The following is an 11,298-nucleotide window of genomic DNA, read 5'->3' on the forward strand; positions in this document are numbered from 1 at the left end:
TACCGGTTTTTCAACCGCTGCAAATGACAAATAAAATACAAAATTAACGGCTCAAAGCTGCTTTCACCAAACCGGATACTTTTCCCATATCAGCGCGGCCGGCAAGCTTCACTTTTAACACATCAATTACTTTACGCATATCTTGCGGACCTGCAGCGCCAGTCTCGGCAACAGCAGCGGCAACCGCCGCCTGAACTTCTTCATCAGACAAAGCTGCTGGCATATAGGTAGAGAGCACAGCCAATTCCGCTTTTTCGATATCGGCCAGATCCTGGCGGCCACCCGCTTCGAATTGCTGAATCGAATCTTTACGCTGCTTGATCATCTTCTCAATAATGGCGAGGATCATGCCATCATCCAATTCAACACGTTCATCGACTTCTTTTTGCTTCATTGCTGCCGTCAACAAACGGATAGTCCCGAGCTTGCCAGCTTCCTTGGCACGCATCGCGGCTTTCATATCATCGGTGATTTGCTCTTTTAAGCTCATGACTTACCCCTGAATAACTGAATCAGATAAAAATAATAAAGCCCGCTGCGGCTGACCGGAGCGGGCATGCAATACCTAAGCAATGCAATACCGAAAGTATCTGACTAAGCCAGACACAAAATCGGAATTAATACATTTTCTTAGGCAATTGCTGACTACGAATACGTTTGTAGTGACGCTTAACTGCTGCTGCCAGCTTACGCTTACGCTCTGCAGTTGGCTTCTCGTAGAACTCGCGAGCGCGCAATTCGGTCAACAGACCGGTCTTTTCGATAGTGCGCTTGAAGCGGCGCATGGCGACTTCGAACGGCTCGTTTTCTTTAAGGCGAATTGTGGTCATGTAAGTTCAAACCAATGAAAGATTTATAGAAGAACGAGATATTAGCAGGCTTTTGCAGATATGGGAAGGACGATGATTAAATCTTACGCAAAAAACTTGCCTCGCCCTAGCAAAAAACAACAAGAAGTCAACACCTCAAGCCATATTTTTTAAGAAAAATGGGGAGTATCCGGCAAAAACGAATAAATGTCCGCGTTAAATCTGGGGTTTAAAATATACTCCCCCCAGTATATTTAGCCTCTCCCAGACGGCCTCTGCTCTCGCTACTTAAGATTGGGCGAACCGGATCACACTGCCATTCCGGCAGCGCTGCCCGAAGCCCATGCCCATTGAAAGTTATAACCGCCCAGCCAGCCTGTGACATCCACCGCCTCACCGATAAAATACAGCCCGGGCACTTTGTTTGCCATCATGCTCTGCTGCGACAACTCTCGCGTATCAACTCCGCCACGCGTCACTTCAGCCTTGCGATAACCTTCAGAACCATTAGGAATCAGCTCCCAGCGATTGATTTTTTCGGCCAGCAAACGCAAACGCTTATCCTGCATATCCGCGATTTTTAGATTGCCATCGAATGCATGGGCAGTCAGCAGGCCATCAATCAGGCGTACCGGTAAATATTGTGATAAATAATTCGCCAGATTCTTTTTTGTCGTTGTTTTAGCCGCGATCAAATCTTCTGCCAGATCGATTTCCGGCAACAGATTAATCCGGATAGGCGTACCCGGTTGCCAGTAACTTGAAATCTGCAATACGCCTGGCCCCGACAAGCCCCGGTGCGTGAACAGCAAATCTTCACGGAACAGCGCCCTGTTCTTCTTATCACCGGTCTCAATATCGACCTCAAGAGAAATGCCAGACAGCGGCACAAACGGTTCCCACGCAGCCGCATCAAACGTCAGCGGCACCAAAGCGGGTCTGGTCTCTATGATTTTCAAACCAAACTGACGTGCAATCTTGTGTGAGAAATCGGTGGCACCGATCTTAGGAATCGACAGCCCGCCCGTTGCAACGACAACCTGCGCCGCCATGATGTCGCCTTGCGACGTCTGAACGAAAAAGCCTGCATCGGCCGTTTGCACATCAGTGACGGCACAAGACATGCGCCACTGCACTTTACCCAGATCACATTCCGCCTTCAGCATGCGAATGATGTCTTCGGCACTGTCATCACAAAATAACTGGCCTTTGTGTTTTTCGTGCCAGGCGATGTTGTAGCGCTTCATCAGAGACAAAAAATCTTGCGGGGTGTAGCGCGACAAAGCACTTTTACAGAAATGCGGATTTTCTGACAAAAAATTGACGGGGCTGGCATGCAGATTCGTAAAATTACAACGGCCGCCGCCAGAAATGCGGATTTTTTCCGCCAGACGGCTGGCATGGTCGATCAGCACAACACGTTTGCCACGCTGCCCGGCCACCGCCGCACACATCATTCCTGCCGCGCCGGCACCGATTACAGCAACATCAAATTGTTTATTCATGGCAGCCTCAAAAAATTCAGGCGTGATTGTAGCGGAATCCACTTCAGCTACGGACAATAACAATCAGCAATACGAGTCAGAATGGCGCTACCACACGACGACGCCAACACGTCAGCTGCTTGATTGTGCGGTTCAACCAGCGATGCTGCTTTACAGTGCAAAATCGCCTCATCGTAAAAATCGCGCCATCGGATTCTGCAAATACAGAAAACTGAGGTTGCTGATCGCGGAGTACCCGACTGTTTGAAATTCACCACACGATTTCGCTTATATCTAAACTTATTTTTGTCATAAAAGAGTTAACACTTGACTTGATTTACATCAAAAGAGATAACTAATTGCAGCCGCAAGCAAACGTTTGCGCAGCGACGATCAAACAAAGAACACCATCTTCGCTACGCACACTTCTGGCTCATTAATGCACTCAATCTGGTCACTGATCAACCACTACGGGGACTCCCTTCATGCAAAAGTTATCTTCTCATTCCGTACTGAAAGTACAAGCTCGCAGTCTGATTGCGCTGGCAATCGCATCTGCGTTTCCTGTGCAGTCTGCATGGGCACAGGAAGCAAGCAACGATACAACGAAACTGGAAACAGTCATCGTCACTGCGAACCGCCGCGCAGAAAACATCAAAGAAGTGCCGATGTCCATTTCCGCCATTAAAGGCGAGGCGCTTGATACTTATAACGCCAGCGGTCAGGACATCCGCTTCCTTTCAGCGCGCGTGCCCAGTCTGAATATTGAATCCGATTTCGGTCGGTCTTTCCCACGCTTTTATATCCGTGGTCTGGGCAACACTGATTTCGATCTGAATGCGTCGCAACCTGTCGGACTTATTTTTGATGATGTCGTACAAGAGAGCCCTATTCTCAAAGGCTTCCCGGTTTTTGACGTCGATCAGGTTGAAATTTTACGCGGCCCGCAAGGTACACTATTTGGTCGCAACTCGCCAGCTGGCGTACTGAAATTCGACTCCGCAAAACCAACGAATCGCTTTGAAGGTTATGGCAGCCTCGGTTACGGCAACAACAATGCGGTGAATCTGGAAGGTGCCATCAACGTGCCGCTCAGCAAAGAATGGGCGATGCGCTTCTCAGGTCAGGCGCAAAGCCGTGATGACCGCGTGACCAATCCACGTTCTACCGGTGAAAAAAATCTGGAAGGCTACCGTGACAATGCTGCGCGCCTGCAGTTCTCGTACAAAACATCTGACTTCAGCGCTCTGATTAATTTACATGGTCGCGACATGTCTGGTAACGCGACCTTATTCCGCGCCAATATCATCCAGAAAGGCACGAACAATCTGGTGCCTGGCTTTGATTACGGAACCTACCCTACCGATGGTTTGAATACTCAAACCCTGACCTCCTCCGGTGCCAGCCTGCGTCTGCGCTGGGATTTGCCAGGCATGAGCGTTCACTCCATCACGGCGTATGACAAAGCAAAATTCTATAGCCGCGCTGACGTTGATGGTGGTTACAGCGCCGGAGCGACTTCCGGCCCGGGATTCATTCCGTTCGCATCTGAAACCGCTGATGGCCTTCCAAATCTGAAACAAGTCACTCAGGAAGTGCGCGTTGAGTCCAATACCAAAGATCCTCTGCAATGGATCACAGGTCTGTACTATTTCAGCGAAGATCTGCAAGTCGACAGTTTTAACTTTGACTCCATGAGCGCTGGCAACCCACAAAATGGCTATGCAGTACAACATCAGAACGCAAAATCGTGGGCCGCGTTCGGGACTCTGAATTATGCAGTTAGCGAAAAACTGAAATTGCGTGGCGGCGTGCGCTACACCAGCGATAAAAAAGATTTTGACGCACAGAGAACGCAAACGCCGTTTGGTGGAAAAAATACCGATTTCCTGCAAGCACATCCGTCTTCCACTAACGTTAGTTGGGATCTGGGTGCCAATTACACATTGGATAAAGAAACATCTTTATTTGCCCGCGCAGCAACCGGCTATCGTGCTCCCAGCGTTCAAGGCCGGGTTCTTTTCGGCGACTCGATTTCCGTCGCACAATCAGAAAAAACCTTGTCATTCGAAGCCGGTATCAAAAAGGATATTCTGGACAATACGGCCCGTGTGAGCGCGACAGTATTCCATTACACAGCAAAAGATTTGCAGCTCACTGCTGGTAGCGGCAGCGTCAATCAAAACAAACTGGTTAACGCAGATAAAGCCGTTGGTCAGGGTTTTGAACTGGATTTACAAGCAAATCTGAACCGCAACTGGAAAACGACGGTAGGTGTCAGCTATAACGATACTGAAATCAAAGATGACAAACTGTTCGTTGCTCCATGTGGCAACGGTTGTACTGTAACAAATACGAAAGGCCCTGTCGCCGGTACAGTTTTAATCGGCGGCAACCCGTTGCCACGTGCGCCTAAATGGGTAGGAAATTTCTCGTTGAAATATTCGACGCAAATCGGTGCCGGTACTCTGTATGCGAATACGGACTGGGCTTACAAAGACAGCTACAACATGTTCCTGTACGAAGCAAAAGAGTACAAAGCAAAGTCTATGCTGGAAGGTGGTCTGCGCGTTGGTTACGTCTGGGCCGATGGCAAATATGAACTCGCAGCTTATGGCCGTAACATCACCAATAAGCAACAAGTCATCGCCGCAATCGACTTCAATAACCTGACAGGTATCGTCAATGAACCACGCAGCTATGGCGTGCAGTTCAAAGCAAACTTCTGATACACCATCGCACATAAAAAAACGCCGGATTTATCGTCCGGCGTTTTTTTTCGTTAATCGTTAGCGGTGCCTTCGCACAATCTCCGGCAAATATATCTCCGGCAAATTACCTCACTAATCGCTGATGAATCAGGCGCGACACCAGCACACAATGCTCTACCTGCGCCGCAATATTCACTGGTACGGGAATTTCGTCATTTAATACGCACTGTATCCATGCTGCGGTGGTCGCAGCATCGAACTGCTCTGAAATATTTTCAATCTCTCCGACAATCACAGACTGGGTGTGAGCCAAGGTTGTCACCTCACCTTCATGTATCCAGTCTATCTGCTGTGCACGCCCGGTACTGGCAACCGTTTCCCCTTCGGTTCCACGCATCAAAAAGACATCGCCAGCGTCATGTGGCGCACGCTGACTAAAGTAGTGTTGCAACATCTGCTGATATTCCGGATGAGTGTAAGAAGTCAGGCGCAAAGCCGGTGTTGTAAAAGGCTGCAGCAACTTCACCAAGGTGTGTGTCGAGTTACGGACACCGAGTATTCTTCGTAAAGCAAGCAAACGTGCGAGGGCTGGGGCAAGCAATTCAACGGGAATAAAAGCCGGGCGCGATAAAGACATTTCAAGGCTGATATCGGAGGCATTACTACACACGGGAAAATTCAGCGCGGAAAAAATTTCAGCAGTAGTCACGCGACCGGGGTCACTACTAACGCCATGCACCAACACAGGAACGCCACGACGAGCCAACAAGATTGCCAGTAATGGCGTCAGATTCGCTTTTTTGCGGGCGCCGTTGTAAGTCGGTATCAATACCGGAACATAGTTGCTGCTGAGCGGAGCTTCCAGCGCCAGCATAAACGGGCGGGCAGCGTGTAAAAAACCAGCGATCTCATCGATCGACTCGCCTTTGATACGCATCGCCAGCAAAATTGCACCCAACTCAAGGTCGCTGACGCGACCATTCAGCATTGCGGTATATAAGCTTGCAGCATCTTCAGATGACATGCTGCGGGCACCATCTTTTCCCCGGCCAATTTCCTTAATGAATCTGGCGGCTGGAAAAGCTGTTGCAACTGTTTGAGTCAGATCGTCGGTCATCAGTTTATTTATCCAAAATAGCCAATATGGTTTCCCATTCATGCGGAGTCACCGGCGTTATCGATAAGCGACTGCCTTTTTGCAGTACCAGCATACTCTCTAACCCGGGTACCGATCTTAACTCTGCGAGGCTGAATAAGCGTGTTTTACGCAAGGCCTTAATATCAACCATCATCCAGCGCGGATTTTCTCTAGTCGACTTAGGATCGAAATATTTACTGTCGGGATCAAACTGCGTATGGTCAGGATACGATGTGCTGCTCACTTCCGCGATACCAGCAATGCCCGGCTGGGCGCAACTGGAATGATAGAACAACACGCCATCACCGATTCGCATCGCATCCCGCATAAAATTTCGCGCCTGATAATTTCTCACACCAAACCACGGCACGCTCCTCATCGCCAGCACGTCATCAATACTGATCTCATCAGGTTCTGACTTCATTAGCCAATAATTCATCGTCGTTTGAGAGGAAGGTAAAAATAAATTGTCGCACATTCAGACGCACCAAATAAAAAAACGACTGTCAGAAATGACAGTCGTTTCAGAATAAGTCCCCACCGATGCCGCTATGCCGGCATCCTGAACCTAAGCGGTTCAAGTTGGCCACGGTCAGTTCAATTTCGGGTTCATCGAACTAGCGACGCTCACACCCATCAAACAATATCCCACAGCCTATGCACATAAATGGTTCAAGGAATATATGGCACTGGCGAACACGGCAGGGAATTAAAGTTTACTCTCAAATGCGATTGAAGCGAGAACTATTTTGCTCATTTTTGATTAAATTAAGTAATAACTCTAAAAATCAAAATAGATTTTCTTGTGGAGTCAGCGCCTGATCCATCACTTCATGCATCTGCGTCATCTTTTGCTTTACTTCCGACAAAGACAATCCAGATAAGGGGCCTTCGGGAGATTTCGTCGCCAGCAATTCCGTTGTCATACCCAACGCCGCCATCACAGCAATCCTGTCAGTACCTTTGATCCGGGAAGAATCGCGAATTGCACACATCTTCGCATCAAGATAAGCAGCCGCCTCGCGCAACGCCCGATCTTCACCTTCTTTGCAGGACAACTTGTAAGCTTGTCCCATGATATTGACGTCGACCTGAATCAATTTCTTATCAGTCATGCTGACACCTCTTCATCCTTCAGGACTTCTGCTGGTAATTGTGTCAGTAAAGCAGTAATCCGTTCATGCGCTTGTTGCATACGCTCCCTGACATCCTGATTCTGCGTCGTTAACGCGGTCACCTCATTACGCAAGGCAGCGTTCTCCACCCGCAAGGCGTGGGTAAGCTCAGCAAGCTTGGCTACTTTTTCAGCAAGCAATTCGAAATCGGAAATCATCATATGTTTATGTGTATTGGGGCTCGACAAACCTGACTTCTTATTATACGAGCAAACCCTCGGCATCAGCATCGTGATCTAAAGCTAAACACGTAAATTCAGTGTCTGAACGATGCATTCAACATCCAGAAACACTTCTCAAACAAAAAGCGCACTGCTTAAAACCAGAAAAATCAGAATGCGTTCCCGGGATTTTACGTACCGAATTATACAAATTGGCGCTTAGCATCACACTTTTTTTGAAAATAGGTTATTATTTGACGCATAGCTAACCACGCTTGGTTCTTCATTGGCATATTCAAGGTGAGAAATAAATCTCCGCTATTGAATTTAAGCCAATCGCCGCCAGATCCAACCTCTGAATACGGCGAGTTCCCAACTGCCCGACCGATATTCTGTGGCGCTGTTACCCCTTAATTTTTCCCTCTCGATGAGGATTCCATGAGCGAAAACATCAAATACGTAAGCGATGCTTCTTTTGAAGCTGATGTATTAAAATCTGACAAACCTGTCCTGGTCGATTTCTGGGCCGAATGGTGTGGTCCATGCAAAATGATTGCGCCGATTCTGGAAGAAGTTGCTAAAGAATACGATGGCAAAATTATTGTCGCAAAAATGGACGTTGATGCAAATCAGGCAGTTCCTGCTCAATTTGGCATCCGTGGCATCCCGACACTGATATTGTTTAAAAATGGCGCAGTCGCCGCACAAAAAGTCGGCGCACTGGCTAAAGGTCAGCTGATCTCTTTTATTGATAGCAATATCTGAAAATTTGCTCACTTGCTGCGCTGGATGTTCTTTCTGATGGTGTACAATCCTTCAAAAATGAAATCCGGCGCCGTATGCGCATTGAGCACAAAGTACAAATACATAAAGAATGCTTAACAGGTCGCTGACCTCAAAAGACAAATAACGATTCTGTTTATTCCGCAGTTCCTCTGTTCACTCCCCCACCTCATATTCCCATCCCGGGACACTCACCATGCATCTATCTGAATTAAAAGCCCTACACGTATCCGCATTGCTGGAAATGGCTATTGGGCTTGATATTGACAACGCTGCACGTATGCGCAAACAAGAGTTAATGTTTGCGATTCTGAAAAAACGTGCAAAAGCGGGCGAACAAATTTTTGGCGATGGCGCACTCGAAGTATTGCCTGACGGTTTTGGCTTCCTGCGCTCGCCCGATGCCAGTTACATGGCATCGACCGACGATATCTATATCTCGCCTTCGCAAATCCGTCGTTTCAATCTGCATACTGGTGACTCGATTGAGGGTGAAGTCCGTACTCCTAAGGATGGCGAACGCTACTTCGCACTGGTGAAGGTAGACAAGGTGAACGGTGAATCACCAGAAGCATCGAAACACCGTATTCTGTTTGAAAATCTGACGCCTCTGCATCCGAATAAGGTGCTGACGCTGGAACGCGAAATGCGCGGCGAAGAGAATACAACAGGCCGGATCATCGACATGATTGCACCAATAGGGCGTGGTCAACGCGGCTTGCTGGTTGCATCACCAAAATCTGGCAAGTCCGTGATGCTGCAGCATATCGCGCATGCGATCACCACCAATCATCCGGATGTAACATTAATCGTTTTACTGATCGACGAACGTCCTGAAGAAGTGACCGAAATGCAGCGTTCCGTGCGTGGTGAAGTCGTTGCTTCCACTTTCGACGAACCGGCAACGCGCCACGTTCAGGTCGCCGAGATGGTGCTGGAAAAAGCCAAGCGTTTAGTCGAAATGAAAAAAGATGTGGTCATTCTGCTCGACTCGATTACCCGTCTGGCACGTGCCTACAATACCGTTATTCCGGCATCCGGCAAAGTGTTGACCGGCGGTGTCGATGCCAATGCACTACAGCGTCCAAAACGTTTCTTCGGTGCGGCACGTAATGTCGAAGAAGGTGGTTCACTGACCATCATCGCAACGGCACTGATCGAAACAGGCAGCCGTATGGATGACGTGATCTACGAGGAATTCAAAGGCACGGGTAATATGGAAGTGCATCTGGAACGTCGCCTGGCGGAAAAACGCGTTTATCCGGCAATTAACCTGAATAAATCTGGCACACGTCGTGAAGAATTACTGATCAAACCAGATCAGCTTCAGAAAATCTGGATTCTGCGCAAATTGCTGTATTCGATGGATGAGATCGAAGCGATGGAATTCATTCTCGATAAAATGAAAGCCACCAAAAATAATGCAGAGTTTTTTGAAATGATGCGTCGTGGTGGTTAAGTACTGCCATCTGTGATGGATGTACTTAAAAGCTGACAATGTAAATTGTCAGCTTTTTTTATATCTCGCTATCTGATGTAAATGTCATGAAAATAAAAAAGGCTTCCTGAATTACATCAGGAAGCCTTTTGCTTTAAGCGCACAATTTACTGTGAGATAGCTTTCACTTCCCAACCACCACCAACCGCTTTATACAAGCTGACAACAGCGCTGAGATGTGCCTTCTGAGTGTCAATCAACGCTGTTTCGACCGCAGCCAGATCGCGTTGCGCGTTCAACACTTCCAGATAGCTGCTGTAACCATTTTTATAGCGTAACTCAGCTAAACGCTGACTATCTTTCAATGCCTTGACGCGCTTCAGATTTGCGCGATAAATCTGCTCATTCGATTCAGCGCTGCTCAACGCATCATGCACGTCGCGGAAGGCTCCTTGCACCGCTTGCACATACTGCGCAGTCGCCTGCGTTTTGCGAGCTTCAGCGCCGGAGACCACGGCACCAATTGCTCCCGCACGGAATACCGGCTGCACCAGATTGGCACCGAGATTCCACAGCAACGATGTCGGGTCAACCAGATCTTTGAATACGCGCGACTCGTAACCTATACCTGTCGTCAACTTCAGACTAGGAAAATACGCAGCCTTCGCCTGCCCGATATCCGCATTCGCTGCCACCAGCGTTTGTTCCGCCGCCAGAATATCCGGACGGCGATTCAACACATCGGAAGGCAAATCAGCAGGTAAGCTCAGATGTTGGTACAACGCCTGGATATCATTACCACGTGCGATCACGGGCTGCGCGACTGCTGCAGGGCTACGTCCAACCAACACTGCTATCGCTGACTCAAGATTGGAGACAGCCAGCTTCGCTTGCGATACGCTGACTTCTGCGGCAGCAGCTTCAGATTCGGCTTGATGTAAATCCAGCTCACCTGTCGCGCCAGATGCAAAGCGTTTCTGTTGCAAACGCAAATTTTCCGTACGTGTCTGATAAGTAGCCTGCGCTAACGCCAGTTGTGCGTCAGCGGCACGCAAGGCAAAATAACTTTGTGCAAGATTACTGAACAAACTGGTTTGCACCGTCGTACGGTTGTACTCCTGTGCGAATAATCTTGCTTTCGCAGCCTCATCTGCACGAGATAATTTTCCCCAGAAATCGACTTCATAAGAAGCAGTCAAACCCAGCTGGAAATCTTTACTGACCGGCTCAGCGCCAGCGGCCAACTTACCGGCAGTCTCACTGGTACGGACTTTAGAGCCGCTCAGTGTTGCGTCAACACTAGGATAGCGGTTCGACTTCGCGCCAACAGCAAGAGCGCGAGCCTCTTCTATACGCCCAGTCGCCAGCAGCAAGTCCTGATTGTTTTTTGCCGCTTCCTGTATCAGATCAAGCAGAACCGGGTCACTGAATGCGCTCCACCATTGCACAAAATCAGTATTGACCGCTTTACCGCCGGTCGCCTCCAGCTTGGCAGGAACCTCAAGCTGAGGACGTTGATAATCAGGCCCGACCGATGCACAACCCACCAGTGCCAGACTCGCGACGATAGTGCTCAGGACAAATCGAGTTTTCAACATA

At 48.6% G+C, this 11,298-nt stretch carries 12 protein-coding genes and 1 other RNA gene; 4 read left to right on the plus strand and 9 right to left on the minus strand.

All coding sequences use genetic code 11. The features are described from left to right. Positions 1-43: 43 nt before the first annotated feature. The 3 genes from Undi14_RS11620 to Undi14_RS11630 all read right to left on the minus strand — a co-directional run bounded on the left by Undi14_RS11620 (position 44) and on the right by Undi14_RS11630 (position 2,314). A complete protein-coding gene (locus Undi14_RS11620) occupies positions 44-490 on the minus strand; it encodes a GatB/YqeY domain-containing protein (protein WP_200180352.1) in 447 nt (148 codons plus the stop codon). Positions 491-617: 127 nt separating this feature from the next. Beyond that, entirely contained in the window at positions 618-830 is a 213-nt protein-coding gene (gene rpsU / locus Undi14_RS11625; protein ID WP_005877634.1) for a 30S ribosomal protein S21, read from the minus strand. A 287-nt stretch (positions 831-1,117) separates the two neighbouring features. Then, positions 1,118-2,314, minus strand: coding sequence for an NAD(P)/FAD-dependent oxidoreductase (locus Undi14_RS11630; protein WP_200180354.1), 1,197 nt, complete (start codon positions 2,312-2,314; stop codon positions 1,118-1,120). On the opposite strand from Undi14_RS11630, the gene Undi14_RS11635 reads away from it, so the two are divergent. Together Undi14_RS11635 and Undi14_RS11640 are read left to right on the plus strand one after the other, a co-directional pair. After that, a complete protein-coding gene (locus Undi14_RS11635; protein WP_200180356.1) occupies positions 2,313-2,561 on the plus strand; it encodes a hypothetical protein in 249 nt (82 codons plus the stop codon). The genes Undi14_RS11630 and Undi14_RS11635 overlap by 2 nt on opposite strands. A 217-nt stretch (positions 2,562-2,778) precedes the next feature. After that, a complete protein-coding gene (locus Undi14_RS11640) occupies positions 2,779-5,022 on the plus strand; it encodes a TonB-dependent receptor (protein WP_200180358.1) in 2,244 nt (747 codons plus the stop codon). A gap of 106 nt (positions 5,023-5,128) precedes the next feature. On the opposite strand, the gene ybiB is transcribed toward Undi14_RS11640, so the two are convergent. The 5 genes from ybiB to Undi14_RS11665 all read right to left on the minus strand — a co-directional run bounded on the left by ybiB (position 5,129) and on the right by Undi14_RS11665 (position 7,478). After that, positions 5,129-6,121: a DNA-binding protein YbiB gene (gene ybiB / locus Undi14_RS11645; RefSeq protein WP_200180359.1), complete on the minus strand. Its 993-nt coding sequence runs from the start codon at positions 6,119-6,121 to the stop codon at positions 5,129-5,131. Positions 6,122-6,125: 4 nt separating this feature from the next. Further along, complete coding sequence (locus Undi14_RS11650) at positions 6,126-6,581, minus strand: EVE domain-containing protein (protein ID WP_200180360.1); 456 nt, start codon at positions 6,579-6,581, stop codon at positions 6,126-6,128. Positions 6,582-6,672: 91 nt separating this feature from the next. Further along, a non-coding RNA gene (ssrS, locus tag Undi14_RS11655) (6S RNA) lies at positions 6,673-6,853 on the minus strand. Between the two features lie 77 nt (positions 6,854-6,930). Continuing rightward, positions 6,931-7,242, minus strand: a complete 312-nt coding sequence (locus Undi14_RS11660) for a cell division protein ZapA (RefSeq protein ID WP_200180480.1) — start codon at positions 7,240-7,242, stop codon at positions 6,931-6,933. Positions 7,243-7,253: 11 nt separating this feature from the next. Further along, positions 7,254-7,478: a DUF904 domain-containing protein gene (locus Undi14_RS11665; protein ID WP_223826996.1), complete on the minus strand. Its 225-nt coding sequence runs from the start codon at positions 7,476-7,478 to the stop codon at positions 7,254-7,256. Positions 7,479-7,916: 438 nt separating this feature from the next. On the opposite strand from Undi14_RS11665, the gene trxA reads away from it, so the two are divergent. Further along, entirely contained in the window at positions 7,917-8,243 is a 327-nt protein-coding gene (trxA, locus tag Undi14_RS11670; RefSeq protein WP_186885006.1) for a thioredoxin TrxA, read from the plus strand. A gap of 214 nt (positions 8,244-8,457) precedes the next feature. After that, positions 8,458-9,720, plus strand: coding sequence for a transcription termination factor Rho (rho, locus tag Undi14_RS11675; RefSeq protein WP_186885005.1), 1,263 nt, complete (start codon positions 8,458-8,460; stop codon positions 9,718-9,720). A gap of 146 nt (positions 9,721-9,866) precedes the next feature. Here the strand turns inward: rho and Undi14_RS11680 are convergent, their stop codons facing one another. Next, positions 9,867-11,297, minus strand: coding sequence for an efflux transporter outer membrane subunit (locus Undi14_RS11680; RefSeq protein ID WP_200180361.1), 1,431 nt, complete (start codon positions 11,295-11,297; stop codon positions 9,867-9,869). Position 11,298: the final 1 nt, after the last annotated feature.

The organism is Undibacterium sp. 14-3-2 (assembly GCF_016595265.1).
GTDB classification, from domain to species: domain Bacteria; phylum Pseudomonadota; class Gammaproteobacteria; order Burkholderiales; family Burkholderiaceae_D; genus Undibacterium; species Undibacterium aquatile.